This is a genomic window from Prosthecobacter algae, from assembly GCF_039542385.1.
Lineage (GTDB): Bacteria > Verrucomicrobiota > Verrucomicrobiia > Verrucomicrobiales > Verrucomicrobiaceae > Prosthecobacter > Prosthecobacter algae.
On sequence record NZ_BAABIA010000001.1, the window covers coordinates 726,018 to 750,612 of the forward strand.

Sequence of the window (24,595 nt, forward strand, 5' to 3'; positions counted from 1 at the left end):
TGCGCTTAGGCCCAACGAGAGCTGTTTTCCGGGTCTTCATTTCAAATCAATGACCTCCCGAGTAATGTCGGCTGTGAGTGCGCCGAATTCCACATCGAAGACGGCGCTCTGACGGTCGAGATGAATTTTTAAGGGTTGGCAGATGCCAGTGGGCTGAAATACCCAGAGCCTGACCACGTCGCCCTCAATGAGGGTTTCTTCCAGGTCGTGCCAAAACTTCAGCGAATACTGCACATCCTGTGGCAGATCATAGTGCTCTTCCCAGTGATCGTCTAATTTAGGTGCCGCAGGAGCAAGTGGCAGATCGGTTTTTGGTATCTCTCCAGCTCCCGCATCCAGATCGGAATCATTGTCGTCCGCATTCGGGTTCAGTCGTCGCGCACCCGCCTCTTCTTCTTGAATGAAGGTGGTCAGTTCGGAGAGCTGCAAGTAAGGTGTAAAATATCGTGAGGCGACAAAGCCGCCTGGATAAAAGGCGACCTGATAAGGCCGCTTTTCCCTCATTGCCCGGATGCGAGCTTCTTTTGCCAGCCGCACCAGTTCAATGATGGGTTCTCGTGCTTGTTGTTCAGACCTCAGGCTGCGTATGACGGGGACCGTAAAAGTAAAAGCGACGGCAACAATGGTCAATGCCACCACCATTTCCACCAGCGTGAAACCATGGCGCAGTCTCTGGATCTCGGTCCATGAAACCGATGCGTATTTTGGCATTTGAGGGTTGGAAAGGGCACTTGTCATTGGGCTGCCATATCAATCCAACCCCAGAATTCGTCGTTGGTTCCGAACAAGGGTTGATGGCCCCTTGCTCTCTGAAGCTTTACTTGGCTACAGAGGTTGATTTCCAATTGCCAATGTCATCTTCATTGCCGTCCACACCGTCTGGGCCCACGGACCAAACATCATACCCGCGCTTAGATTTTTGTGCGGGGATGCGATACTTGTATTCTTGTCCCCAAGGATCTTTTGGAATTTCCTCCAGGAAATTGCTCCAGCGTTCTGGAATGGGTTCACTGGTGGGTTTTTCCACAAGAGATTTGACCCCTTGTTCAGTGGTGGGCAGGCGTAGGGCTTTGGATTCGTAACCCAGCAGTCCTGTGGATATTTTGTCCAGATCGGACTGCACACGGGTCTCTTTCGATGTGTCAATCCAGCTTTTGGTCATGTACATGACACCAGAGCCTAAAATAGCGATGATCGTCAAAACGATGACAATTTCAATCAGAGTGAATGCCGGGCGTGGAGCGCGTTGGAGAGGGCGAGGGATGTTCATGGGATGATTAACGGTGGGAAGGGGCTGAGTTATCAAAGGGCAGAATAATGAAACTGAGACGGCTTGGAAAGAGACAGGTCAATTTTACAGGGTTGGGGTGAGCGACCCTCCTTACACACGACTTTTGATGCCGTTTACGGATTGAAAGACAGCCGAGATGATCGAGTAAGCGACGATTCCAACGATGACGGCCATGAAAGCAATAATGACAGGGGAGATGAGGGCGGTCATTCTCTTGATACGTTTGTCCAATTCCTTGTCGTAACGTGCAGCGGCTTTTTCCAATGACCTCCCGAGCATCCCTGTTTGTTCGCCCACGGCGATCATGTCCACCAGCATGAGTGGGAAATGGGAAACTTTTTTGAGCGAGTTGGACAGTCCTCCTCCCTCAGCCACCATCCCAGAGACCTTCGACAGTAACGATTGAATGTAAACATTTGCCGAGATCTTGGAGACCAGGCGGATGCTACTCAACAAAGGCACCCCATTGCCAACCAAGCTGCCCATAGAGTGGGCAAATTGGGCGTAGAATCGAGTGGCAATCACTGGACCAAAGAGAGGGATTTTGAGTCGCGTCTCATGCCACCACATTAGCCCTTTGGGGGTGGCGATGTAGGCTTTGAACGATAAGGATACTATCGTTATTATGGCCAGGAGTGCCCACCACCAGCGGGCCATAAAATTACTGAAACTGATCAGGGCTTGGGTGGCAAAAGGAAGCTGCTGCCCATTTTTTGCCAAGAGGTCAGTTAATTGTGGAACCATTACCGTCATGAAAACAACCAGGAGTATCACGCACGCACCGATCAGGATTGCGGGATAGATCATGGCCGCAGTCACCTTGGCCTGAAGGTCAGCCAAAATATTCAGGTTCTGCGAAAGCCTCCGCAGGATCTCTGGCAGGGAGCCGCTGACTTCCCCGGCGGCGACGAGGTTGCAGTACAGTTCGTCAAAGCTGGGCGAGGCCTTTTTCAGCGCCTTGGCCACGGTGGAACCCTCGCGCAGTTGGTCGCGCAGGATGACGGAGACCTTGCGCAGGCCCACATCTTCCTGGCGTTCGGCGATGACCCGCAGGGCTTGGTCAATCTGCAGGCCGCCATCCAGCATGTCCGCCAGTTCCTCGGTGAAAAGAATGATCTGACCACGCTTCAGCCGCACAGGCTGGTTGTCTTCCGCCTTCGCCGCCGTAGCTGCAGCGGCTTTCGCGGACTGGGCCTCCTCCGCCACCTTAACAGGCGTCAACGCCTGCGCCTCCAGCTTGCGAAAAGCCTCCGCTTTGGAGCCTACCGCAAGACTGCCCGTGACAGTCTGACCAGTGGCATTCAGGGCAGTGTAAGTGAAGGAAGGCATGCGGAGAAAAGGGGCCTGGGTTCAGCGGCGGCGATTCAAGATTCGGTCGCGTTTTACCGGGTCAATTCGTCCATCCAAGATGGCAAAGACAACGGCCCGGTCCTGAATGAGCCGGTAGTAGATGATGGACTTGAAAACTTTGGCGTTAACATGGTGAAATTGCCGATTTTGCGGTGAACTCCTGCGGTGTTTTTTAGGAGAACCAAGTCTTGTTCCAGGCATGTGCGGAAATGGGATCCCAGACCTTTTTCCTGCCGTTCATAAAAATGATAAGACTTTTTTAGATCTTCAAGGGCCAGCCGGAGTACCTGAATTCTCATGGCATGATGTTGCGGGCCTCCTTGAGGAAGTCGTCCAGCTCCATCACCTCGACTTTGCCTGCCGCATACAGTTCATCTCGTTCCGCCAAAACATTCAGGTGCCAAGCAGGGATATCCTCCTGACCCTCGGTACCCGCATCCAGTTCGATCAGGAGGGTTTGAAACAACTCCCATTTCTGGGCCGATGTCAGCTTTTCAATCGGCAGGTCAATGGGCGGATTTGAACTGAGAATCATGGGAAAAGAATAAGGGGGTTCGAGGGATGTGCAATGCCTCTCACTCGCTCGCGGCTGTGACAGTCATCACCTCTTCCAGGGTGGTGATGCCCTGGGAGGCTTTGCGGAAGCCATACTGGCGCATGGGGATCATCCCGTCCTTCAGGGCCTGGGCCTTTAGTTCCATCGTCGTGGCGCGCAGGTTGATTTTCTCGGAGAGCATCTCCGTCATCAGGCAGATCTCCATGATGGCAAGACGGCCGGTGAAACCGGTGTTGCGGCAGGAGCGGCAGCCCACGGGGTGGAAGAGTTTGTCCTTCCACTCCAGTGGGAAGCCGCAGGCGCGGAGAAAGCTTTCCTCATGATGCGCCGGGGCCTTGCAATGCGGGCACAGGGTGCGCACCAGTCGCTGGGCCTGGAAGGCACGCACGGAGGAGGAGACCATGAAGGGCTCAATGCCCATATCGAGCAGACGAGAGATGCCGCCCACGGCGTCATTCGTGTGCAAGGTGGAGAAGACCAAGTGGCCGGTGAGCGCGCCACGGATGGCGATTTCCACCGTTTCCTGGTCACGCATTTCCCCGACCATGATCACGTTTGGATCACCACGCAAAATGCTGCGCAGACCGGCGGCAAAGGTGAGGTCGATCTCCGGCTTCACCGCGATCTGAATGATGCCGTCCAGCTTGTTTTCCACCGGGTCTTCGATGGTGACGATGCGGCGGTCCTTGGTGTTCAGTTCCTTCAGCAGGGTGTAGAGCGTCGTGCTTTTGCCGGAGCCCGTAGGGCCTGTGATGAGGATGATGCCGTTCGGGGCCGCCAGCAGCTTGCGGAATTTCGCCTCGGTGTCGGCATCCAGGCCGATGGCAGCCATGTCGAACTTTTTGCGGGTGAGCAAACGCAGCGCCACCGACTCACCGTTCACGCTGGGGATGGTGGCCACACGAACGTCAATGGGCTCGCCATCCAGCTCCAGGTTGATGCGGCCATCCTGCGGCAGGCGTCGTTCGGCGATGTCCAGATGCGCCATGATTTTCAGGCGAGAAATCAGGGAGTTTTGCAGCATCCGCATGTTCGGCGGCACAGGCACCTCGATCAGTTTGCCATCCACGCGATAGCGGATGCGCAGGTCGCGCTCCAGCGGCTCCACATGGATGTCCGTGGCGCGCTCCTTCAGGCCTTCGCGGAAGACCTGGTTCACAAAGTTCATCACCGTGGCCTCCTCATCGGCCTCGTCCAGGACGTTCACCTCCTGCTTCATGTCATCGTCCTGCTCGCTGCCATCCCGACCTTCCAGCAGTTCCTCGAAGTTCTCCGCACCCACTCCGTAGCCCTGGTGCAGTGCTTCCAGGATGCGGTGACGGCTGGCGATCTGCCAGTGCACGCGCTTTTGCAGTTCCTGCCCCACGGCCTGGCGGGCGCTGAGGTCAAAGGGATTGTAGGTTAGCACCGTCGCCTCCACGGCAGAAACGTGGGAGGGATAAATGCGATGACGCAGCGCTAGCTTCGCCGGAAAGCGGTTGTGCAGCCCCTCCTGCTCCGCGGAATCTTCATTGGAGTAAGGCAGATTCAGGTGGGTGGCGAGGCTGGAAAAAAAGCTCTCCTCATCCACCACATTCGCATCCAACACCGCATCAATCAGTGGCAGCCGTTTGTCCGTCGCCTCGTCCAGCGCATGGCGCAGCCGCGACTGGTCCCGGCAGCCGGCCTGGCTGGCGGTCTGAAAAAGCACATCGGAAAGGGAAAGCAGAGCCATGGGGGAATCGTGCTTAAACGCCCGTGATCCGTCAAGGTTGCGGAAGAAAACGACGACGAGGAAGGAAAAGGGCATCCCGCGGTCTATGCGGGGCAAGAGGCCGAGGTGGGATCGACCCTCTTGACCCTCTTGACCTTTGACCGCAAAGCCGTTTCCCAATACTCAGTCCTACTTCGCCTTGAAATGCTCAGGCTCGTTTCCGGCCTTCCACTTGATGTTACAGCCCGTGCTGGGGCGCTGCGAGGGCAGGGGAGCTTCCCCATTCAGCATCACCCGCACGGCCTCGCGGAGATCGTCGCCGGTCACCGGTGTGGTGTTTTTCGGGCGGGATCCGTCGAACTGGCCGCAGTAGGTCAGCTTCAGCTCGCCATCGAAAAGGTAAAAATCAGGCGTGCAGGCGGCTACGTAGGCATGGGCCACGCTTTGGTCTGCATCGTAAAGGTAGGGGAGCTGCCAATCGTATTTGGCAGTGAACTCCAGCATCTTCTCAGGTGCATCTGCGGGGTACTTTTCCACGTCGTTGGAATTGATGGCCACCACACCGATGCCCTGGCCATCCAATTCCTTGGCAAAGGCGGCCAGCGCGGGCGCGAGGTGGATCACAAAGGGGCAGTGATTGCACACAAACATCACCAGCAGGCCGCGTGGCCCACGCACATCATCCAGTGTGAAGCTCTGCCCCGTAGCATCGGCGAGTTCAAATTCAGGGGCAATGCTGCCAATGGGGAGTATGCGGGTGGAGGGGACTTCAGCCATGGGAAAGAGGGGGAATGAAACGGTGAAAGGCTAGTCTCCTGCATTCCCAGGACGACTGCAAGCCTTGCAGATCATGTCATGCCGTCGAAAGTTACTCTGATAGAAACGGCGGAGGGTGATTGCCACCCTCGTCACCCACCAAGATCACGGCCGCAAGGTAGCGGGTGTGGTTGCGTGCATGCGGGTGGTTTTTCTTTTCCATTCAGGCAGCCAGGCTCAGTTCAGCGTAGCATTGCAGGAGCACACGACGAGAAATCGCCCCTTGCAACAACTCCAGGTATGAGTCAGCCCCACGGACTACCTCTCAAGGTTTCGTTCGTCAGGCATTGCACTCGTGAAAAGAAGCGCTGCCTAGCGTGCTTGGAGGCGTTTCAACAATTGATCATAAGCGTTAGGCTCGGCACCACTTTGCTCTTCCAGTCGGCGCATAAATTCCGTAAATGATTTCGCGGCCAAATGGGCGTCATTGTCAATGATGAGGTAGATACTTCCTTTGATCGTACCAGATGTGGCCATCATCAGTTCTTGTCCGCCAGGGTCATATCCGATCTTGATGATGCCGTTAACGAATCCCTCGCTCCATGCATTCGATTTGTAGTTTGTTTCCAATCGATCAAATGATAGTGGAGCTCCGAGAGACAGCAATCGAGTCACACTGACAACAATGCCGCTTTCGGTTTCAAACGAACTCGGGCAAGGACAGCCACCATTATGTTTGATCAAGAACGCCCTATAATCTTCCGGCAATTCCAGCCCTATGGATTTTTCAAACTCTGTGATGCGTTCAGGCTTTGTAATCGGGCCAGGGGAATAAACATTCATGCAGTTATGACCTCGGAGGCATGTTTTTTATCGCTTCGGGAGAGTCTGCCACGAGTGATGTGACCACTACAACAAGATTGAGTGCTCTTGTCACCAATACATTGCCTTCCATATCCTCGCTGAGGGCAAGGGATAAATCTAGCCTAACGGGTGATGTGTTTTTACCCACTCAAGCGCTTCTTCTTTGTTGGCAATGAGACCTTCAAGCTGCGCATTCTGTACAGCAGTCAATACCTCTCCCATTTCTTTGCCGGGCTGCCAGCCCAGTTCGATGAGGTCACGACCGCTGATCAGCGTTTGCGGGATCAATGGGGCCTGAGAAAACTCCTCGGCCTTTTCCTTCATGAATTCATAGTTGTCCAGCAGGCCGTTGGAACCCAGGCAGTCCACGCGATGCAGTGCCAGCTCATCGTCCCAGGTCGGGCGTGCCATCATGCGCTTCAGAGTACTGTTGCGCATCTTCTTCACGTCCTTGAAGGCCATATGATGCTCCACGGCAACCTGAGTTGGCTCGATGACATCGTTGGGAAACTTGAGCCGGCGCAGGATGTCCCCCGTCATCTCAGCTCCCAGTTTGTCATGGCCATTAAAGCGGATGCGGCCCGTGCCTTCATCCACTGTGTAGGTGGCTGGTTTGGCAATGTCATGCAGCAGCACGCTGAGCACCAGTGGCAGGGAAACATGCTCAGGCAGCAGGCTCAGCATGAGGCGGGTATGGATGAACACATCTCCCTCGGGGTGCCACTGCGGAGGTTGCTCCACGCCTTTCAAAACTAAGATTTCCGGCAGCACACGCTCCATCAGCCCGCTGTCCATCAGCAGGTCAAAGCCGCGCAGTCGGTTCGGGTGCAGGAAAATTTTGATCAGCTCATCGCGGATACGTTCGGCACTCACAGTGGTGATGGCCTCCGCATGGTCGCACACAGCTTGCCATGTGGTAGGCTCGATCTCAAAACCCAGCACGGTGGCAAAACGCACCGCGCGCAGCAGGCGCAGCCGGTCTTCGGCAAAACGTTGTGAGGGATCACCAATCGCCCGCAGGAGCTTGGCGGCGATGTCCTGCTGACCGTTCACATAATCAATGATGCGGTTTTCCTCGGGATCGCGGAACAGCCCATTCACCGTGAAGTCGCGCCGCTGCGCATCCTCTTCAGCCGTGGCAAAGGTCACGCTTTCGGGACGGCGGCCATCCTTGTAGCTGCCATCCGTGCGGAAGGTGGCCACCTCGATCTGGTGGTGGTCGCGCTTGACAATCACCACGCCAAAATGGGCACCCACGGTGAGCGCCCCTGGAAACAGGGCGATGACTTGCTGCGGTGTGGCGCTGGTGGCCACATCGTAGTCTTTGGGCTCCTTGCCTAACAGGAAGTCACGCACACAGCCGCCAGCCAGCAGTGCCTGGTGGCCGTGGCTGCGCAGCGTGCGGATGACATGGGATGCGGCCTTTAACATCAGTGCTTGGCGGCGACGCCTGCTGGCTTGGCGGCAGGGCGGTTGGTCGGGGCATACTTGGCCACCATGAAGGCCCCGCAGGCGGCCAGCACGATACCCGTGACGAATTGCCAAGGGAGGGTCTTCAGCCCCCCGGCTGGCGGATGGATGAACATGGCCACCACGGTATTCACCACCGGCGCACCGGCAAAGACGATGGGCATCACCGCCGCTGGTGCAGCACCTTTATAGATGGCCGCCGCAGCGCCGAGGGCCAGCACCAGGGTGAAGGCACCCAGCGCACCTGCCACACCGGCAATGAAGCTCCAGGTCATGCCGCTGCTGGTAAAGCTCCAGTTCGTCCCGCGCTGCCACAGGACCAAAACTGGACCCAGCACCGCCACCACAAAATAGGCGATGCCGACAAACAAAAAGGCTTTCAGGCTGGCATTGGCCGTTTCAGGTCCGGGCAGCGTGCCATCGGGCATCAGCCCGCGGCCCTTGTGAAGGATGATGCCATAAACGCCCCAGGAGAGCACGGTGAGGAGGGCGAAGGTAAGCCAGTTGGGGATCATTTTTGAGGAGGAGGTGGGTTGATTCACGCCGGTGAGAAACGTTGGGCAGCCGCTATTTGGATCAAAAAGCTTCCGGAACCAAAGGGATTGTCAGGCACGGTTCCAAAAATTCCCATCTTCTGGAACCCTTCACTTCTCAAAAAACAAAGGAATGGCCGTTATCAGATAAAAGTAGACTTGGTAGAGAAAGACGGAGGCAATCCCCGCACCCAACAGCCAGAGTACTTTTCTCGCTCCTGGATCCAGTTCTCGGCTCTGGGCATAGCCTTCTGGAGCCAAAAAGAGATAAAACAGGAGGGCTAACGCGAATATGTAGTTTAAAACGGGCACAGAGATCAGCAGCAGTACCCAAAAGTTTTGCCCGGAATTGCGCAGTCGCTGGATGATGAGGATCATCGTCAGCAAGACGAATGTCCAAAGGATGATTTGTTCCAGCGTGTTGTGATCTTTGAATCGGTGGATCAGCAGTTTCGCGGCAAAAAAGAGTCCGACCCACATCAAGGCAAAGGCTGTACGCCCAATGCCCCCGTATTCCCTGGGGGCCTGCAACTGGACGTAATCCGACTTGAGCCGCGTAGGAACCGATGTGGCGTGCGCAGAGAACGTCAGCAAACCGGGAAGGGCCGTCCCGATGGTTTGCCAGTCAGCCATGCCTTCCCTCCAGCACAGATCTGTCGGCTGCAACGTCCCGCCATCCAGCATGGCCTGCAATTGCGCCATGGAATAGGGGCCTTGCTGCTGGTCATTCGGGGCGACGTAATACGGGGTCATCAAGAACAAATAGGGTAAATTTGTTCAAAAGAACATGGGTTAAATGCCGCTGTCAATCCGAGTATTCGGACCTGCCATCCTGGAGGCGCGTGCTCAGGTTAAGAAACCTGTTTGGCGATTTCGTAAGTGCTCTGCACCAGGCCTGAGGCAAAAATTTTCGTTTCCAGGTGAAGCAGCCGCCTGTCAGCGGGCAATGGGCCAAAAAGCGGAATTCCTTCGCCTAGCAAAACTGGAATCTGGGAGATCACCAGTCTGTCCAGATGGCCCGAAGCCAAAAAGCTCTGTATGGTTTTGCCTCCATCCACATAGAGATGCGCCGCGCCTAGTTGACGAAAATGCTCGATCACCGCCGCAGGTTCCAGCGCCAGCACGGAGACTTTGTTTCGGAGCCTATCTGGCACGGTCAGTGGTCGGTGTGTCAGCACCGCCACCGGAGTCTCACCATAGGGCCACTCGGGGAAATCGACGACCTTCTCAAAGGTGCCGCGCCCCATCACCAGGACATCCACTGTCGCCATGAAGGCGGCGTAACCATAGTCCTCACCTTCCATTTCTACCGCGGCCAGCCAGTCAATGCCTCCATTCTTCCTGGCGATGAATCCGTCCAAACTGGTGGCGATGAAAGCGGTGCAGGTCATTGATTGAGTGGATCAAATCGGGATGAAGCCGATCAAGGGCCGGAGACAGGAATTAGCAGCGCCGACAAAACGGCGATGACAAAAATCACAAAGAACACCACCATCGCGATGCGCCCTGGTTTATCGAGCTTCCGGCTCGTGGCATACCCCGCCTGGCAAAATAGGCAGGGCAGGAGAACAATCACATTGAGCAGCGGGACGAGGGCAATCAGGCAATTCAGCGGATGAAACCCAATGTTTTTCAGACGAAACGCGATGATGGGCAGCAGAAAGCTGACAACGATCAAGCGATCCCAAAAGCTTTCCAGCTTGAGTTGATAGTGCTCAATGACGAGGGCCTGGCCGAGCGTGACGAGAGCAAAAAGCAGGACGTAAACCAGCCTGCCGATGCCCGGCTGTGGGTGGGGAAGAGGTCCAAGGGTGCTCTCAGCAAGAGGTGGCCGGTAAGGATTGTCATCGTCCTCTTCTCTGCTCCGTTCAGGCAAAGGGGGCGGCTCGGGGGGCAGGCTTCGCAGCGGTTGCCACTCTTCCATGCCTTCGGTCCAATAGAGATCCGTGGGCAGCAGGGTGCCATTGGCCAGCTTTCGCCGCACTTCGGTCAGTTTAAAACTGCCCTTCCGTTCCTCACCACGTCCGATGAAGATCTCCGTTGTCGGTTCCAAGATCATTGCAGCTAGGGGCTTCCCGGATCAGGGCAGTTTCAGCAACTCAGGCGGGGCGACGGTGATGCGGGAACGGATGCGTTCAGGAATGTCCACCGCCTTCATCTTGCCTGTCTCGGCATCCTTGCGCACACAGGCTGCCACCAGTTTTCCCTCGGCGCTCAGGTTGCCATCCTGCTTCCAAAAGCGTACGACGTAACGCAGCGTGCGCGGGCGCACCTGCTCCACCAGAAGCTCCATGGTGAACTCCTCCTCAAAAAACAGAGGGGCACGGAAATCGCAGGAGACGTGGACTCGCGGCCAGCCCACACGCTCCTCCACCGGAATCTCCGCCGACTTGTCCCAGATGGACATGCCTAGCACCCGGAAGAAATCATGCTCCACCCTTTCCATGTAGCGGAAGAAATTGGAGAAATGGACAATACCCGCCATGTCCGTATCGGCGAACTGGACTCGGTCGGTGAGGGTATGGCGGTGCATGGACAGGGGTGAGATGACAATGGAAATCTGTAGCTGAATAACCCACAGCACTAGGTGAAAATTCAGACTAATAAAAGGCTCGGGTTTGAGGGACTACGTGGTTGTGCTCACCAGAGCCATCAAAACAGCGGCCACGATCAAAAGAAGAATAAGGGAGAGAACGATACGGGGGCCTTTGTCCACTTTTTGGCTCTGCATGAAGTGTGACTGACAAAAGATGCAGGGAAGGATAACGAGCACGCCTGCAAAAGGAATGGTCGCAACTAGACTCAACCATGGATTAGCACCCATGTTTTTAAGTCGAAAATAACACAGAGCCGCCGCCGCCGCAGAGAAATAGAAGGTCTTTGCAGCGATGCCTTCGAATGAGCCCAACTTAGGGGAATCATGATTTAAGATCGAAATGACTCCACAAAGCAGAGTGAGGAACATGATTCTTCCAATGCCGGGTGCTGCAGCCAACGGTGTCAGGTGCTTCCTCACGTCCTCATCGAGAGGACGTGAGATCGGCATATCCCGATCGTGATGTCTCATAGCAACAGAACGAACGTTTCACTTTCCCGCCGAACTCTCTGGCAGGCCTCAGGCTTTCGCCAGTTCCACCAGCACGGCCTTCTGGGCATGCAGGCGGTTTTCGGCCTGGTCAAAGATGACCGGGGCCTGGGCTTCGAGGACTTCTTCGGTGATCTCTTTGCCTCGGTAGGCAGGCAGGCAGTGCATCACGATCGCGTCGGATTTGGCGTGCTGCATCAGCGCGGCATTGATCTGCCAGGGGCGCAGGGTTTCGATGCGGCCGACGGCCTCGTCTTCCTTGCCCATGCTCACCCACACATCGGTGTAGATGGCATCAATGCCCTCGACAGCGGCTTTCGGGTCATCCGTTACCGTCACGGTGCTGCCGGGGATCTTGGCCATGAAATCGGCGGCTGGCTGAAACTCCTTGGGTGCTCCGATGACCAGTTCGAACCCCAGCCGGGCACTGGCCCAGATCCAGGAACGGGCGACATTGCAGTCACCGTCGCCCAGGAAGGCCACGCGTTTACCCTTCCAGCTTCCGAAGCGTTCGTTGATGGTCTGCAAATCGGCCAGGATTTGACACGGGTGCTCGTCATCCGTCAGCGCATTGATGGTGGGGATGCCGCTGTATTCGGCAAAGTCCACCACGTCCTGCTGGGCGAAGGTGCGGATGATGGCCCCATCGATCATGCGGCCCATGACCCGGGCCGTGTCCTTGATGGGTTCACCACGGCCTAACTGAATGTCCGCCGAAGACAGGAACATGACCTGGCCGCCGAGCTCGCGCACGCCCACCTCGAAACTCACGCGGGTGCGTGTGGAGGATTTGCTGAAAATGAGCGCCCAGTTCTGCCCCGCCAGAACCTGCGGGGAAGTCTTGCGGTTCTTTTTTAGCAGGGCTGCCTGGGCGAGCAGGTTTTCGATTTCAGCGGCGCTGAGCTGCTCGATGGAAAGGAGATGCTTCATCTGTAAAGGGGCTTTCTGGAACGGAAGTAAAAGAGGAACTGTCGCTGGAGCGTCGCTGATTAGCCAAGCACGGCCAGTTCTGCGAGAGTGGTCTTGAAGATGGCCAGTGCCTCAGCGGCCTGGGCTTCAGTGATGTTCATCGGCGGCAGCCAGCGGACGACCTTCGGCCCGGCAGGGACGACGAGCAGGCCAGCATCCAGCATGGCCTTGGCCACATAGATGGAGGGGATCTTGCCCGAGGCCTTCACCGCTTCCTTGGTGGTCAGTGCGGCTTCATCCAGCTCAAAGCCGATCATCATGCCAAAGGCGCGGATGTCGGCGATGAGAGGCTGTTTCCAGGAGGCCACTTCTCCAGCGATTTTTTTGCCCAGCACGGCGGCGTGTTCCGTCAGGTTGTCGCGCAGAATCACATTCAGCGTGGCCAGCCCGGCGGCACAGGCCAAGGGGCTGCCACCAAAGGTCGTGCCGTGGGTGCCAGGGCCCAGGAGGTCGCAGAGCTTCCTCTCATCGCCTTCTGCCAGCGCGCGGTCGCGGATCCAGAAGGAGCCGAGAGGATAGCCGCTGCCGATGGACTTGGCCCAACTGATGGAGTCCGGCTGGATCTCATCACCAGGAATGATGGAGCGCCAGCCGCAGGAGTCACCGGTCCGGCCCAGGCCGCATTGCACCTCATCCAGCAGCATCAGCAGGTCATGCTGTTTGCAGAGCGCCTGCACGGTGCGCAGAAACTCGGGCGTTGCCGGGTTCACGCCGCTTTCGCCCTGCATGGGCTCAAAGAAGATGGCCACGGTCTTTTCCGTAACGGCCTTTTTCAGCGCTTCCGAATCGTTGAACGGTGCATAAACAAAACCGGGCACGATGGGGCCAAAGCCACCATGGATTTTTTCCTGGGCTGTCGCGCTCATGGCCCCAAAAGTCCGGCCATGGAAGCTGCCCGTGAAGGTGATGATTTCATAACGCGGGCTGCCATCGGCCAGCGGTTTGGTGACGCCGTATTTGCGCGCCAGCTTGATCATGCCTTCGTTCGCCTCAGCCCCGCTGTTGCTGAAGAAGCACTTGCCGGGCACCTTGACTATCTCCTCCACCAGCACGCGGGCGAGCTGGGCCTGGCCTTTGCTGCAATACCAGTTGGAAACGTGCATCAGCTTGTGTGCCTGCGCCGCGATGGCATCCGCCACCTCTGGATTCGCATGGCCCAGGGGGCATGAAGCGACACCGCTGGCGAAGTCCACATACTTTTTGCCTTCGTTGTCCCACAGGTACGGCCCTTCGCCGCGCTCCGGCCAGAGGGGGAAGCGCCCGTAGTTGGGCATCACATACTGGTCCAGCCACGCGGGTTCAAAGTCATTGATTCTGTCCATCTTCTTGATCCTAAAAAATTGCTTACGTTCGTACTGTCGTGTCATCTGCCTGTGTCTTCCCTGGGAAGATCAAAGGTGGATCTCAGTGCCGATCCCCACGTCCGTGAAGATCTCCAAAATGAGTGCGTGGGGGATGCGCCCATCGATGAGGTGCACCTTGCCCACGCCACCTCGGAGGGATTCCAGGGAGGAATCCACTTTCGGGATCATTCCTCCGCTGATAATGCCTTCTTTCTTCAGGCTTTCGATCCCCGCCGGGTCCAGGCTCGGGATCAGGGTGCTGTCGTCCTTGGGATCACGCATGACACCTCGCACATCGCTCAGGAAAATCAGTTTGGTAGCCTTCAGCCGGGTGGCCAGCGCACAGGCGGCGAGGTCGGCGTTGACATTGAGGGTCTTGCCGCTGGCCAGCTCGCGGGCCACGGGGGAGACGACGGGGACAAACTCGCCGGCCACGGCCGCCTGGATGAGGCCGAGCCTGCAGTCGTTCACTTCGCCCACCCAGCCGAGATCGCCCTTCATTTTGTCGCCCGTGAAAACCTCAGTGCCAGGCACGCCCACGGCCTTGCCACCAAAGGCGTTGATTTTGTTGACGATTTCCGGGTTGATCACGCGGGCCAGAGTCTGCTCCACGATTTTGATCGTCTCCTCATCGGTCACGCGCATGCCATTGATGAACTTGGCCTCCAGACCGCTGTCCTTCATCGCCTTGGAGATGGCCTTGCCGCCGCCATGCACGATCACCGGGTTAATGCCCACGGCTTCCAGAAAGACCACGTCCTTCAGGAAGGTGTCCACCACCGCCGGGTCTTCCATCGCGCTGCCGCCCACCTTGATCAGAAAGGTGCAGCCTCGGAAACCCTGCATGTATGGAAGGGCTTCGAGGAGGACATCGGCTTTCTGGATCTGGGTCTCGTTCATTGGCAAAGGGGGAAAGGTGGGAAGGATAGGCACCCAGGCGCAGCGTCAAGCACTTCAACGGGAAATTTCTGAAAAAAATCCGCCATGTTGCCTGAGCCGCCTCGACTCCTTTTTCGCTCGTCAGCCCTCTCAGGATCTGGTTCATTGGCCCCATGCTCTTCACCCTTGGCCTCCTTTTGCTTTGCGTACTCTGGGGCCTGCTGTGCATGCGTGTTTACACCCTCATTTCGCGGGAGAACACCTTGCAGCGTCGTCTCATCGCCATCGGTTCTGGACTGGGAGCCGGGCTCATCTATGTGGTCGGCAGCATTCTCATCTCCCTGGTAAATGCCCCTTCGACCGTGGATTTGCCGCCGCCGGTGGAAAAGGTGGAAGCGGTCAAAATCAGCCCCAAAGCGAAGTGACCCGCAAGGGTGCGCCGCACCGAATCACACGCCCAACTTCGTGTCACTCCACCCGGATGCTGAACGGGAACGTCTGGATGGTGCCCAGCCTTTTGATCTGGACGAACAGCTTGTAAAATCCAGTCTGGGGCGGGTTAAAGCTGAACCGGATCTCCGGCCCCTCATCATCACGGGGACCTTCCGGATGGACGTGCAGCAGCGTGCGGAAGTCTTCATGGATTCCTACAATGTGTGCCTGCGCTTCCATGTAAGTCTCCAGATCCGTTACCACTTGGCCCTCCGCCTCAGAGATTTTCAGGCTGGCCCGGTTGATGGCTTTGGCTCGAGGCGGGGACTCGGTTATCCAGCTCATCTGCGCGCTCAGCCCCGCTGTTTTTACAGTGAGGGCTATTTGATTCTCTGCCACTGCACCCGGAATGGCTGGAAGGGAGATCTGGTTCATCGCAAATTCCTCCCGCCCGGTTTCTTTCGGCACCGCATTGATCCACAGCCGGTAGGGCTGATTGAAGCGTGGGACAAAGGTCAGTTCCCATTCGCCAGGCTTGCCGGTGGGCTTGGGATGTTCGTGATGGTAGTCCGTCAGCGATTGGTCACAAATGATCGCATGCAGCAGCGCCCCGTGGGTCAAAAGCAGGTCTGCCTCCGTCACGGGGCGCAGGTCCTTGAGGTGCACCATTTGAAACTTCAGGCGCAGGGGCTGGCCGGGCTCCAGTTCCGTCAACGGCTCCATCTGGATATGCAGGATGGGTTTTACTGGCGGCAAAAGATGGGCAAACCGCTCCGTGGACATCAGGGCCTCGTCCGGGAACTGCGCTGCGGCCAGCTTCAGCACATCCTTCAGTTCCATCCATCTTTCCTCCAGACTCCGGACCTCTCCCTCATGGGCCAGTCGCATCATCTCATCCCTGAGGCTTTCCGCCGAACGGAGGCTGCGTTGCAGGGTCTTTTGACGGCGGCCCACCACCATGATGGCGTTTTTTTCCATGAAGCGCAGATGCACCAGGATGGCTGTCGTTTTGGCGGCAAAGGCGTCCGTCTTCCGTTCAGCCACCAGTGACTCAGCCTCATTTTGCATCAGTGAGATCTTCGTCCAGGCATCCCCCACCGTCACCACATCGGCACCGCAGACCATCACGGAGGGCCCCTCGGCAGCCGCAGTGAAAGCCAGGGCCAGCCAGCCGACTAACCAAATGTTGGAAAGATTGACGAAATAGCGCATTCCCAGGGTCAATCGTATTGACAAGACCCATCCATCACACAATCTCGTGTAAAATGCCAATGTTGAAAATAACCCTGGCCCTGAGTTTGCTCGCCGCACCCTTGTCCGCATGCAGGCTGCCGTTTGAGCCCACCCTGGAGGCCGCCAGGGCCAAGGCAGTAGCTCGTGACCTGCCTGTTTTGATGCTGTTTACCGGCTCCGACTGGAGCCTTCGCAGCGTCACCTTGGACAAGGAGCTTTTGGAAAACCAGGCCATTGAAAAGATCCTCGAGACCTCCTTCATTTTGATGATGGTGGACTTTCCACAGCGCGTGAAGCTGGTGGCCACACAACAAAGCGCCAACACCGCCCTCGCCGAAAAATTCCAGGTTTCCCATTTTCCAACCCTGATCTCTTTGCGGCCGGATGGCAGCGAGATTGGTCGCCTGGAGTTCCATTCAGCGACCGTTGATTCCATGACTAAAACCTTGAACGGCTGGATCTCCCAGGCCACGAAAACAGGGCAGGGGAACTGAGATGCGGCCATTCCTTTTCATTACCCTCGTTCTCTTCTTCTCCCTGCTACTGCATGGTGCGGAGGAGAAGCGCCAATACCTAGTCCTGGGCACCATTCGGGAACTGCATCCGGAGAGCCGGGAAATGATCATCAAACATGAGGCCATCCCGGGTTACATGGATGCCATGGTCATGCCTTTCACGGTCAAGGAAGACCGTTGGTTCAAGGAAGTCCGGCCAGGGGATGAAGTTCGCTTCAGCCTCGAAGTCACTCCCAAGGAAGATCACATCAGCAAGTTCGAGGTCCTGCGTCGGGGCCAGCCCCAGCAGCCAGATACCAAGACGAAGGTGGCCAAGATCAAGGTGGGATCCACCCTCTCCCTGGCTGGTATCCCCATGAAGGAGCAGGATGGCCGGGATTTCGATGTCTCCTCGCTTGCGGGGCGGTCTGTGGTGCTCAGTTTTTTCTTCACCCGCTGCCCATCCCCTGAAATGTGTCCGTTGCTGGTGGCAAAATTGGGAGCCCTTCAAAAAGCCCTCAAAGCCCATACAGACGAGGGGGCGCCTGCGGTTACCCTTCTTTGCATCACCATCGATCCTCTCAATGACACCCCCAAGGTGCTGAAGAGTTACTCCAAGGCTTGCCAGGCAGACCCAAAGCTCTGGAGATTCCTCACCGGTTCACTTCCAGACATTCGCAGCTTGGCCTCCCGCTGTGGGGCTGATTTTTGGGAGGACGGAGGTCTCATCAACCACACTTTACGCACTTTGGTGATTGATCCAAACGGCAAAGTCCGGCGTCTTTACACAGACAATCGCTGGACTTCCGAAGACCTTTTCGAATCGATAGTGATTCGTGAAAAACGTTAATAAAGAGCGTTTTTTAATCAACGGCTGACTTTGTAGGAATAAGGGTAGCTGCAAAGCTTCGGGGAGAAGAGCTAATGTTGCATCTTGCTTGATTTTGTTTAGAGGTAATTATTTTCAATCGGGCAATTTGAAATGTTGGATAAATGTTAACATTGAGTTTAATAAATATAGTACATAAGAAAATAATGTAATATAAAACTCTGATTTACCGGATGCTGAAGAAATCTAAATGCTAAATATATTCATAAATCGTTCAAAAACAACGAAGTAAGGTTAATTCTGTTTTGATTGTAAACTAGGGTCCTGTGCTTGCTTGGTAACATGTAATTCATATGCCTTTATTAAAATGAATAATTTTTGATTCGCATTAAAACGGATTTGATCTTCCGCTCTTCCTACACAATGATTCCGCATGGCTCACATGCAAATACCAGACGTGAACAGGAAGACCGATTCACTCGTTGAGTTGATTGGCAAAGCTGGGGTTCGATTTTGGGTCCTTTTTCTAATGGCGACAGTTATGCTGTTGCCGTCAAACCTCGAAGCTTCCCATTATCGTGGTGGTGCTGCTTCCTACACCATCAACGCGAGTGGTTTGGTAACGGTGACTGTCTACACGGGATGGGGCAGTTTCGTGGATACCCCATTTTTCCAAGTCTACAGAGGAACAGGGGCAACAGGTAGTTCCCTGGGGTCGATGACCCAGGCGACAGCGGTCAATCCTTTCTCGACTGGTACAGAATTTGGCGGCGCGGCCTACACCATTCGCAAAGACACCTTTACCTTCAATCTGAATGGCCAGGCTGCTGGCTTCTATTACGCTTGGTGGAGCAGCAATAACTGGGTGAGTGGCATCAACAACGTGCCCGAGAGCACCTGGTCGCTGGAACTGAAGATTGCCTACACGCCAGGACAGGCGAGTGCGGGCCCGACCATGATTCCAGCCACCATTGACCTTATTGGCCGCGGTTTTCCCTACACTCAGAACCTGAACAGCCAGGACCCGGACGGCACACCCGTGACCTATCAGAATCTGGTGGGCAATGCCTACCCCGATTACGCGCCCACCAGCCTCATGCCGGGCATCAGCGTCAGTGCTTCAGGTACCGTTGGTATTCCTGGCAGCAATACGGCCACTATGGCTCTCGGACGTTGGGGTTACAAAATTCGTGTGACGGACGGCTCCGGCGGCACCGCCATTCGTGATGTTCTTGTGGTCGCGGCAGATCCCACTGCAGCCAACGTCAACCTACCTCCAGTGCTAGCTTCCATTGGTCCGAAAACGGTCAACATTGGCACCCCTCTGAATTTCACGGTGAGCGGAACTGACCCGGATGCTGGGCAGACCTTGACGGTCCGTTCCTCCGCTCTGCCGGCGGGAGCCACTTTCCCACAAGCTACTGGACCCAATACCGGAGCATCTTCTTCCTTTGCTTGGACACCGACAGCCGGCCAGGAAGGCACTTATGTGGTCAACTTTGAAGTGTATGACAGCGCTTCCGTGACCCTCATTGATTCCGAGGAAGTCACTTTCACGGTTACGGGCAGCAACAACCCTCCGGTGCTCGCTGCCGTCGGCAGTAAATCGGTGGCCAATGGCGGCACTCTGACGTTCAACCTCTCGGCGAGTGATGCCGATGGCCACGCCATCACCTATCAGATGTTCAATGGACCTCCTGGAGCCACACTCAGTTCCGCTGGTGCCTTTGCCTGGACACCGACCGCAGGCCAGAACAATAGCACTTTTACAGGCGTGACTCTGCGCGCGACGGATAATGGTGTGCCTAACCTTTCGGATGATGAGGCCATCACCATCACCGTGGGGGCTGGCAACAACCAGCCAGTGACAACTGCGGTGCTGACTCACAATGTCACCGTCGGGCAAAACGTGAGCTTTTTGGTTTCTGGTTCGGATGTGGACTTGGCTCAGACTCTCACTCTTTCGGCCAATGCAGGGATTCCCTCCGGTGCCACCTTCACCACGGTTTCGGGCCTTGCGTCAGCAGGGGTCAGCAGCACTTTTTCCTGGACGCCTACCTCGGGCCAGGTTGGTGCCACCACCGTCAAATTCCTGACTCAGGATAATGGCACCCCAGTTCTGAATCGAGAGATCACGGTGACCATCAACGTCGCCGCCGCCTCTCCTGAAATCGTCCTTCGCGGCAATGGTGTCATCATTGACAGCGGTGACATGGTGCCCGCCACCACGGACCACACAAGCTTTGGTAATATGGCGGTTTCCAGCGGTTCCATCTCTAGGACTTTCACGATTGCCAATACTGGCGCAGGCACCTTGAACCTGACTGGCGCGGCCCCAAATTACGTCACGCTCAGCGGGGCCAATGCAGCAGACTTCAGCGTTACCACTCAGCCCGCCAGCACGGTGGCTGCCAGCGGCAGCACCACCTTTGTTGTCACTTTTGACCCCAGCAGCATCGGCTTCAAAAATGCGACCGTCAGCATCGCGAACAATGATTCCGATGAAAATCCCTACACCTTCGCCATCACAGGTGGTGGGGCCGATTCAGAGTTGGAAGTCTTTGGAGGCACACGCTCCGGCACAACCATCCTGGTGGCCGATGGCGCTGCCGCCACAGCCTCCGAGGGTGATGATCACATTGACTATGTCAACGTCACCTACGTCACACCGACAACTCTCAGTGTCTCGGTGCGCTGGTATCCTTCCAATTCAGGTTCTTACACCACAACGTCCGGGATTCATCTGAAGGTATTCCACTTCAATGGTTCCACCTGGAATACCTTGCAGAGCTTTAACCTGTCTCCGGGCCAGTTTTCAGTGAACACACACTCGGATTTGAATTTCACCTTCACGCTTCCTTCGGGTTCGCCGATCGGCACTCATCACCTGCGCGCCGCCATCATTGATAAGGGCGATGCGGGAGACATCATGGTCGGAAATTATGCATGTGAATCCTGCGGCACCTCCTCATCTTCAGGCCGTCATTTCGACAATGCGGATGTGTTCTTCAATGTGTTGACTGGCAGCCCTGCCAGTTCAGAAATCGCCATCACCGGCAATGGCAATGCGATTGTCGATGGCAGTGTCACGGCAGCAGTGGCCAATCACACGGATTTCGGCAATGCGGGTGTTGCTGGAAGCTCCGTGGTGCGCACCTTCACCATCGCCAACACAGGCACCTCGGCTCTTAATTTGACTGGCACGGCCCCCAACTATGTCACTCTCAGTGGCGCTACGTCAGACTTTGCAGTCACCACCCAGCCCGTCACTCCTGTGGCGGCCACGTCCGGAACTACGACCTTCAGCATCACCTTTGATCCTGCATCCGTCGGTCAGAAGACCGCTACGGTGACCCTTTTGAGTGATGACGCGGATGAGTCGCCCTACACCTTCACCATCACAGGCAACGGGCAGGCACCTTTGCCAATTCCTTCCACCCTTGGAGATGTTGTCACGGCGGGTCTAGCCCCTGGCGCGGATGGCACTTCGAACATCGGTCAGTTTGGCGTGCTGCGGCGCGGCGGCTTCCTTGCCGAAACGGGTGCCCTCGCTTTCCCAGGCTTCCTCCAGGGAGTGCCTGCCACCAGCAACTCCGGCCTTTGGAAAACCAGTGGCGGCAATCTGTTTTTGCTGGCGCGCACGGGTACCACCGTGCCTGATGTGGCAGGCGCCACCTTTGCCACCCTGCCTGAAGTGCCTTGGATCAGCGAATCTGGTCTGGTCAGCTTCCTTGCCACTATGACGGTGGGTTCGGGCGGGGTTACCACGGCCAACGACACAGGGCTGTGGAGCGAGGTCGGCGGTGGCGGCTTGCGCCTTCTTCTGCGTGAGGGGGATGCTGTCCCCGGCATGCCGGGTGTCTTGATCGGTAGCTTTGCTTCTGGCATCTATGCCACGGCCAGCACCGGGGTGAATAGCGGCCACGCCATTGTTTCCGTCACCTTCAAAGGGGCCAGCACCAAGACCGCCGCCCTTCGCGCCCAGGTCAGCGGAGCGACCACCACCATCAGTGTGGTGGCACAGGAGAGTGCGACGGCTCCCGGCACTGCCGCGGTGTATGCCAACGTGGCTGGCAGTTACACGGATCCAGGCCGCATGGATGCCCAGGGCAACTTCATTTACTCTGCGCTCACCACCACTAACAGCAAGGAAGGCATCTGGTACCAGCCTGCAGGCGGTGCCGTATCCAAGGTCTTCTACGCCGGTGAAACGGCTCCTGGCACCGGTGGTGCGACCTTTGCACGACTCCAGCGCCCGGCTTCTGGCAATAACGGCGTCGTGGCCTTCCGTGCCACTCTGAACCGGGATGGGGACAATGCGGCCAACATGCGCAACGACGGCATCTGGCGCGGTACGGCTTCGAACCCCGCCAGCTTCACCTGCATCCTCCGCCGTGGCGATGGGGCCTCAGTCGTGTCCAATCTTCCCGTTGGCAGCCTCGTCGGCAACCCTTGGGGCGGCTGGCTGAATAACAACAATCGCGGGGCTTGGAGAGCCTGGCTGGATGTCAATGGCGACGGCAATAGCGCGGCCCCAACGGATGTGAACGCCATCTTCGCCGATCTGTCCGGTACCATGCAAATGACCCTGCGCGTCGGGGATGCCGCGCCTGGCACCACGGGGGCGACCTTCAGTGGATTTGACCTGCCGGTCGTGGGTGGCAACAACCAGTATGCCATCATTGGTAACCTTGCCGGTGGGGATGCAGTCACCTCCAACAACCAAGGTCTGTGGAGAAGCGCCCCGAACGGGGGGGCTCTGAGCCTGGTCTTCCGCAAGGGGGCCACAGTGGTGACCACTGAAGGTGCCAAGGTGGTGACGAAGATTGACCTTCCTGGTTCTGGCCAGACCGATCGTCGCTGGGAACAGCCCGTCATGGATGCCGCTGGCCGCATGGTACTTTATGTCACCTTTGGCGATGGCAGCACCAGCCAGGTGCTCATCCCGTAATTGCTTTACATGAAAAAGGCGCGGCCTTCGCAGGTCGCGCCTTTTTTGTGGCTGGGCCGGATTCTCGAAAAGGGAACCAGAGCAGTCCTGTGTCGCTTACATCACCACGGTGCCATCCAGCCTCTTGGTGAAGCGGTGCAGCACGCCGCCATCCAGGCCCCGATGGGAGATGGTGAGGGCATCCGGCTGAATTTGCAGATGGGTGAAGCCGTTGATGTCCTTTCCATAAGGCATCTTGCGGGTCTCATTGGTCAGCTTGCGGATGCGGGCACCACCGCCGCCGGACAGAACAAAGGAGGTGAACTTGCCCTCCAATTCCAAGTGCTGCAGGTCATGGTCGTGGCCGCAAAGGTAGGCGTGCACTTTGTGCTCCTGAAATAGGTCCCCCCATTGTTCGATGAGCGGCTGGGTATCTTTGTGGCTGCCATTCGAGTACAGCGGGTGGTGGCCGACGACCACAGTAAAAGGGGCGCGTGGCTTGGCCAGTTCCGACTTCAGCCACTCCAATTGCCGGGCTTCTTCGTCAGAGCTCATGTGTGTCTTGGGCGCACCCGTCTTCTTGTTTTTACCGCCACTGATTTTCGGGAAATTCGTGTCGAGGGCCAGGAAGGTGACCAAGGGTTTCGCGCCGCCCAGGTCCACGCGGTACCACTTCTCCGGCATGTGCCAGCGCACGCCCGGCTTCTTGGCATAGGCCAGTTGTACCTGTTCGCCGTCGGGATTGTCGTGGTAATCATGATTGCCCAGGACTGCCCACTGTGGGCCTGGGAAAAGGCTGGCCGGGTACATGTCCTCGATCTCTTCCTTCCAGCGTTTGGCCTCCACGGTGAAGCCTCCCTCGGTGGGGCCATAGACATTGTCGCCGATGAACCACAGCCCAGCGGGCTTGATCTTTTCCTTGCCCACAAAAGCTTGCATGGCCTGGGCCACGTTCTTCTGGTCCTGGCCGCCTGTGCCAAAGTCACCGATGGCCAGCAGATGCAGGGCCTCCTGCGCCACTTCCGCCTGGGCCTGCGTGCGCAGGTTCAGGGACAGGGCGGCACTGGAGCAGAAAAGGGTTTTGAGGGCGCGGCGGCGGTTCATGGGATCCATGCAGGGAACATGAACGTGCGTGTTTTGCACGACATATCACCCGGATTTCACCCTCCCTCCTTCTGAGGAAGCATTGGACAGGCCCCGCCCCGTGGGGCAATTTGGCCTCTTGTCCCACAACGTTTTTTTGCCCCGTCCTTTTCCGATGACCCTCGCTGCTCTCCGTTCGCTCACACTCGGTTCTCTGGCCCTTCTGCTGGCCTCCTGCGTGTCCCCCACCGGCCCGCAGGGACAGACTCAGTATCTGGAGGCCTTTGCCCCGACTTCGGTCCCTCATTCAGCCCTCTACAATCAGGACATGGACTCCTATTGGGATGGTGATGGCATGACGGGCGCGCCCAGCATTGTGATCGATCTCAGTGACCAAAAGGCTTATTTCTACAAGGGAAGTTCCTTGGCGGGCGTCTCGGCCCTTTCCACCGGGGATGAGAAGCATGCCACCACACAGGGTCGTTTCAAAATCACTCAAAAGGACCAGTGGCATAAGTCCAACCTCTATGGCGACTTTGTGGATGGTGCTGGCAATGTCGTGGTGGCCAACGTGGACGTGACCAAGGACAAGGCACCTCCAGGCACCCGTTTCGAAGGCTCCAAGATGCACCATTTCATGCGTTTTGTCGGCGGCATCGGCATGCATGAAGGCTTCCTTCCTGGCTATCCAGCCTCCCACGGCTGTGTGCGCATGCCTCCCCACATGGCGGCCATCTTTTATAACAATGTCACCCAGGGCACCCCGGTGACCGTGCGCCCCTGAGCCGAACTGCCGATTTTACTG

The 24,595-nt window shown here is 56.9% G+C and carries 24 protein-coding genes; 5 read left to right on the forward strand and 19 right to left on the reverse strand.

The annotated features are described in order from the left end of the window. Positions 1 to 36 precede the first annotated feature (36 nt). From ABEB25_RS02925 to argB, 17 genes are all read right to left on the reverse strand, one after another. Positions 37 to 711: a pilus assembly FimT family protein gene (locus ABEB25_RS02925; RefSeq protein ID WP_345734885.1), complete on the reverse strand. Its 675-nt coding sequence runs from the start codon at positions 709 to 711 to the stop codon at positions 37 to 39. A gap of 106 nt (positions 712 to 817) precedes the next feature. Further along, positions 818 to 1,270, reverse strand: coding sequence for a type II secretion system major pseudopilin GspG (gspG, locus tag ABEB25_RS02930; RefSeq protein WP_345734886.1), 453 nt, complete (start codon positions 1,268 to 1,270; stop codon positions 818 to 820). 111 nt (positions 1,271 to 1,381) lie between these two features. Beyond that, a complete protein-coding gene (locus ABEB25_RS02935; RefSeq protein WP_345734887.1) occupies positions 1,382 to 2,620 on the reverse strand; it encodes a type II secretion system F family protein in 1,239 nt (412 codons plus the stop codon). A gap of 316 nt (positions 2,621 to 2,936) precedes the next feature. Continuing rightward, positions 2,937 to 3,176, reverse strand: a complete 240-nt coding sequence (locus ABEB25_RS02940) for an addiction module protein (protein ID WP_345734888.1) — start codon at positions 3,174 to 3,176, stop codon at positions 2,937 to 2,939. A gap of 40 nt (positions 3,177 to 3,216) precedes the next feature. Beyond that, positions 3,217 to 4,911 carry a GspE/PulE family protein gene (locus ABEB25_RS02945; RefSeq protein ID WP_345734889.1) on the reverse strand — a complete coding sequence of 565 codons (1,695 nt, stop codon included), beginning with the start codon at positions 4,909 to 4,911 and terminating at the stop codon, positions 3,217 to 3,219. Positions 4,912 to 5,079: 168 nt separating this feature from the next. Continuing rightward, positions 5,080 to 5,667: a thioredoxin family protein gene (locus tag ABEB25_RS02950; protein WP_345734890.1), complete on the reverse strand. Its 588-nt coding sequence runs from the start codon at positions 5,665 to 5,667 to the stop codon at positions 5,080 to 5,082. Between the two features lie 351 nt (positions 5,668 to 6,018). After that, positions 6,019 to 6,489 carry an SMI1/KNR4 family protein gene (locus ABEB25_RS02955; protein WP_345734891.1) on the reverse strand — a complete coding sequence of 157 codons (471 nt, stop codon included), beginning with the start codon at positions 6,487 to 6,489 and terminating at the stop codon, positions 6,019 to 6,021. Positions 6,490 to 6,627: 138 nt separating this feature from the next. Then, positions 6,628 to 7,941 carry a CCA tRNA nucleotidyltransferase gene (locus ABEB25_RS02960; RefSeq protein ID WP_345734892.1) on the reverse strand — a complete coding sequence of 438 codons (1,314 nt, stop codon included), beginning with the start codon at positions 7,939 to 7,941 and terminating at the stop codon, positions 6,628 to 6,630. Next, positions 7,941 to 8,522, reverse strand: coding sequence for a hypothetical protein (locus tag ABEB25_RS02965; protein WP_345734893.1), 582 nt, complete (start codon positions 8,520 to 8,522; stop codon positions 7,941 to 7,943). The genes ABEB25_RS02960 and ABEB25_RS02965 overlap by 1 nt, the downstream gene beginning before the upstream one ends. 102 nt (positions 8,523 to 8,624) lie before the next feature. Beyond that, the gene (locus tag ABEB25_RS02970) at positions 8,625 to 9,266 is read right to left on the reverse strand and encodes a DUF4339 domain-containing protein (RefSeq protein WP_345734999.1); all 642 of its coding nucleotides are present in this window, start codon (positions 9,264 to 9,266) and stop codon (positions 8,625 to 8,627) included. A gap of 98 nt (positions 9,267 to 9,364) precedes the next feature. Then, entirely contained in the window at positions 9,365 to 9,904 is a 540-nt protein-coding gene (locus tag ABEB25_RS02975; protein WP_345734894.1) for a dihydrofolate reductase family protein, read from the reverse strand. Between the two features lie 32 nt (positions 9,905 to 9,936). Continuing rightward, positions 9,937 to 10,572, reverse strand: coding sequence for a DUF4339 domain-containing protein (locus ABEB25_RS02980; protein ID WP_345734895.1), 636 nt, complete (start codon positions 10,570 to 10,572; stop codon positions 9,937 to 9,939). A gap of 21 nt (positions 10,573 to 10,593) precedes the next feature. Next, the gene (locus tag ABEB25_RS02985) at positions 10,594 to 11,046 is read right to left on the reverse strand and encodes an acyl-CoA thioesterase (protein WP_345734896.1); all 453 of its coding nucleotides are present in this window, start codon (positions 11,044 to 11,046) and stop codon (positions 10,594 to 10,596) included. Between the two features lie 93 nt (positions 11,047 to 11,139). Beyond that, a complete protein-coding gene (locus ABEB25_RS02990; RefSeq protein ID WP_345734897.1) occupies positions 11,140 to 11,559 on the reverse strand; it encodes a hypothetical protein in 420 nt (139 codons plus the stop codon). A gap of 69 nt (positions 11,560 to 11,628) precedes the next feature. Further along, a complete protein-coding gene (gene argF, locus ABEB25_RS02995) occupies positions 11,629 to 12,528 on the reverse strand; it encodes an ornithine carbamoyltransferase (RefSeq protein ID WP_345734898.1) in 900 nt (299 codons plus the stop codon). A 59-nt stretch (positions 12,529 to 12,587) separates the two neighbouring features. Beyond that, entirely contained in the window at positions 12,588 to 13,889 is a 1,302-nt protein-coding gene (locus ABEB25_RS03000; RefSeq protein WP_345734899.1) for an aspartate aminotransferase family protein, read from the reverse strand. Positions 13,890 to 13,958: 69 nt separating this feature from the next. Beyond that, positions 13,959 to 14,810 (reverse strand): acetylglutamate kinase, encoded by an 852-nt coding sequence (gene argB, locus ABEB25_RS03005; RefSeq protein ID WP_345734900.1) that lies wholly within the window; start codon positions 14,808 to 14,810, stop codon positions 13,959 to 13,961. Positions 14,811 to 14,962: 152 nt separating this feature from the next. Here argB and ABEB25_RS03010 point away from each other — a divergent pair, with 152 nt between their 5' ends. Further along, on the forward strand, positions 14,963 to 15,214 hold the full coding sequence (locus ABEB25_RS03010; protein WP_345734901.1) for a hypothetical protein: 252 nt from the start codon (positions 14,963 to 14,965) through the stop codon (positions 15,212 to 15,214). A 43-nt stretch (positions 15,215 to 15,257) separates the two neighbouring features. Here the strand turns inward: ABEB25_RS03010 and ABEB25_RS03015 are convergent, their stop codons facing one another. After that, positions 15,258 to 16,433, reverse strand: coding sequence for a hypothetical protein (locus ABEB25_RS03015; RefSeq protein ID WP_345734902.1), 1,176 nt, complete (start codon positions 16,431 to 16,433; stop codon positions 15,258 to 15,260). A 59-nt stretch (positions 16,434 to 16,492) separates the two neighbouring features. Here ABEB25_RS03015 and ABEB25_RS03020 point away from each other — a divergent pair, with 59 nt between their 5' ends. From ABEB25_RS03020 to ABEB25_RS03030, 3 genes are all read left to right on the forward strand, one after another. Beyond that, positions 16,493 to 16,948 carry a thioredoxin family protein gene (locus ABEB25_RS03020; protein WP_345734903.1) on the forward strand — a complete coding sequence of 152 codons (456 nt, stop codon included), beginning with the start codon at positions 16,493 to 16,495 and terminating at the stop codon, positions 16,946 to 16,948. Position 16,949: 1 nt separating this feature from the next. Next, positions 16,950 to 17,798, forward strand: a complete 849-nt coding sequence (locus ABEB25_RS03025) for an SCO family protein (RefSeq protein WP_345734904.1) — start codon at positions 16,950 to 16,952, stop codon at positions 17,796 to 17,798. Between the two features lie 697 nt (positions 17,799 to 18,495). Next, complete coding sequence (locus ABEB25_RS03030; protein ID WP_345734905.1) at positions 18,496 to 22,728, forward strand: DUF7453 family protein; 4,233 nt, start codon at positions 18,496 to 18,498, stop codon at positions 22,726 to 22,728. 96 nt (positions 22,729 to 22,824) lie between these two features. Here the strand turns inward: ABEB25_RS03030 and ABEB25_RS03035 are convergent, their stop codons facing one another. After that, the gene (locus tag ABEB25_RS03035) at positions 22,825 to 23,811 is read right to left on the reverse strand and encodes a metallophosphoesterase (protein WP_345734906.1); all 987 of its coding nucleotides are present in this window, start codon (positions 23,809 to 23,811) and stop codon (positions 22,825 to 22,827) included. 136 nt (positions 23,812 to 23,947) lie between these two features. On the opposite strand from ABEB25_RS03035, the gene ABEB25_RS03040 reads away from it, so the two are divergent. Further along, a complete protein-coding gene (locus tag ABEB25_RS03040; protein ID WP_345734907.1) occupies positions 23,948 to 24,574 on the forward strand; it encodes a L,D-transpeptidase in 627 nt (208 codons plus the stop codon). Positions 24,575 to 24,595: the final 21 nt, after the last annotated feature.

What these genes read in the sequence shown, in the direction of transcription:
- ABEB25_RS02970 (WP_345734999.1), bottom strand. Translation starts at nt 9,266, where the DNA reads ATGACCCCGTATTACGTCGCCCCGAATGACCAGCAGCAAGGCCCCTAT.
- ABEB25_RS03015 (WP_345734902.1), bottom strand. Translation starts at nt 16,433, where the DNA reads ATGCGCTATTTCGTCAATCTTTCCAACATTTGGTTAGTCGGCTGGCTG.
- ABEB25_RS02990 (WP_345734897.1), bottom strand. Translation starts at nt 11,559, where the DNA reads ATGCCGATCTCACGTCCTCTCGATGAGGACGTGAGGAAGCACCTGACA.
- argB (WP_345734900.1), bottom strand. Translation starts at nt 14,810, where the DNA reads ATGAACGAGACCCAGATCCAGAAAGCCGATGTCCTCCTCGAAGCCCTT.
- ABEB25_RS03030 (WP_345734905.1), top strand. Translation starts at nt 18,496, where the DNA reads ATGACCCAGGCGACAGCGGTCAATCCTTTCTCGACTGGTACAGAATTT.
- ABEB25_RS02950 (WP_345734890.1), bottom strand. Translation starts at nt 5,667, where the DNA reads ATGGCTGAAGTCCCCTCCACCCGCATACTCCCCATTGGCAGCATTGCC.
- ABEB25_RS02980 (WP_345734895.1), bottom strand. Translation starts at nt 10,572, where the DNA reads ATGATCTTGGAACCGACAACGGAGATCTTCATCGGACGTGGTGAGGAA.
- ABEB25_RS02985 (WP_345734896.1), bottom strand. Translation starts at nt 11,046, where the DNA reads ATGCACCGCCATACCCTCACCGACCGAGTCCAGTTCGCCGATACGGAC.
- ABEB25_RS03010 (WP_345734901.1), top strand. Translation starts at nt 14,963, where the DNA reads ATGCTCTTCACCCTTGGCCTCCTTTTGCTTTGCGTACTCTGGGGCCTG.
- ABEB25_RS02975 (WP_345734894.1), bottom strand. Translation starts at nt 9,904, where the DNA reads ATGACCTGCACCGCTTTCATCGCCACCAGTTTGGACGGATTCATCGCC.
- ABEB25_RS02925 (WP_345734885.1), bottom strand. Translation starts at nt 711, where the DNA reads ATGCCAAAATACGCATCGGTTTCATGGACCGAGATCCAGAGACTGCGC.
- ABEB25_RS02935 (WP_345734887.1), bottom strand. Translation starts at nt 2,620, where the DNA reads ATGCCTTCCTTCACTTACACTGCCCTGAATGCCACTGGTCAGACTGTC.
- ABEB25_RS03000 (WP_345734899.1), bottom strand. Translation starts at nt 13,889, where the DNA reads ATGGACAGAATCAATGACTTTGAACCCGCGTGGCTGGACCAGTATGTG.
- ABEB25_RS02940 (WP_345734888.1), bottom strand. Translation starts at nt 3,176, where the DNA reads ATGATTCTCAGTTCAAATCCGCCCATTGACCTGCCGATTGAAAAGCTG.
- ABEB25_RS03020 (WP_345734903.1), top strand. Translation starts at nt 16,493, where the DNA reads ATGTTGAAAATAACCCTGGCCCTGAGTTTGCTCGCCGCACCCTTGTCC.
- ABEB25_RS02955 (WP_345734891.1), bottom strand. Translation starts at nt 6,489, where the DNA reads ATGAATGTTTATTCCCCTGGCCCGATTACAAAGCCTGAACGCATCACA.
- ABEB25_RS02945 (WP_345734889.1), bottom strand. Translation starts at nt 4,911, where the DNA reads ATGGCTCTGCTTTCCCTTTCCGATGTGCTTTTTCAGACCGCCAGCCAG.
- ABEB25_RS02960 (WP_345734892.1), bottom strand. Translation starts at nt 7,941, where the DNA reads ATGTTAAAGGCCGCATCCCATGTCATCCGCACGCTGCGCAGCCACGGC.
- argF (WP_345734898.1), bottom strand. Translation starts at nt 12,528, where the DNA reads ATGAAGCATCTCCTTTCCATCGAGCAGCTCAGCGCCGCTGAAATCGAA.
- ABEB25_RS03025 (WP_345734904.1), top strand. Translation starts at nt 16,950, where the DNA reads ATGCGGCCATTCCTTTTCATTACCCTCGTTCTCTTCTTCTCCCTGCTA.
- ABEB25_RS03035 (WP_345734906.1), bottom strand. Translation starts at nt 23,811, where the DNA reads ATGAACCGCCGCCGCGCCCTCAAAACCCTTTTCTGCTCCAGTGCCGCC.
- gspG (WP_345734886.1), bottom strand. Translation starts at nt 1,270, where the DNA reads ATGAACATCCCTCGCCCTCTCCAACGCGCTCCACGCCCGGCATTCACT.